The 690-nt window shown below is 39.0% G+C and carries 1 protein-coding gene; it reads right to left on the bottom strand.

Features of this window, described 5'->3' with window-relative positions; all coding sequences use genetic code 11:
- Positions 1–527 (bottom strand): hypothetical protein (locus HMPREF3190_RS03900; RefSeq protein WP_156425708.1); only part of this gene is annotated, 527 nt, incomplete at its 3' end.
- Between the last annotated feature and the right edge of the window lie 163 nt (positions 528–690).

The raw sequence follows: 690 nt of genomic DNA, 5'->3' as shown, positions 1-690 counted from the left end.
TCATTTTGAGAAATTTTCTCATTTTGAGAAAGCTCTTGTGCACATTCTATGAACTCTTTGTGTTGGGATTGTGATTTTCCATAATCTGTTGATAAATTATGGGATTTACCAGCGCTTTTATATGTTGAAAACCCTATTTTTGTATCAAAATCGCGGAAATTCTCATTCTCAAAATGAGAAGGCGCAACAGCTGCAAAACCAGTAACTTTTTCTGAATTGTAGTAGCATTCATTGATACGTACATAATCATTTTTTTGTAAAACTTCAAGGGCACGATAGCAGCTTGCAAGTGATATATGCAGGCGTTTTGCAATGTATTCGCGTGATCCGATAAACATACCAGCGTTGTGTTTACTAAAGCCATACACAAGCGCATAAACATGTAAGGGAATTGCCGATAACTCCTTTTTTGTTTGAAGATCAACGAGATCAAACATCCAATCCTCAAGAATTATGTAATTACTTGCGATTTTTGGGGATTTACCGATAGAAAATTTACCTGTGGGGGATTGATTATTACACACCATTTGTGCTCCTTTGCCGTATCCTGTTCAAGCCGATAAGCGTCCAAACAGGCGATATGGCGCATCCCCATGCGCCATATCGACAAAGGAAGACCGCTCAGCTTGAAAGACTGAACTTGCGGCAATGGTGTGGTATGAGTTGTGTCTTTATGACTTACAACTCACC

This window comes from Umbribacter vaginalis (genome assembly GCA_001552935.1).
GTDB classification, from domain to species: domain Bacteria; phylum Actinomycetota; class Coriobacteriia; order Coriobacteriales; family Eggerthellaceae; genus Berryella; species Berryella vaginalis.
Note: the sequence above shows the minus strand (reverse complement) of the source record. Positions and strands in the feature narration are given on the sequence as shown.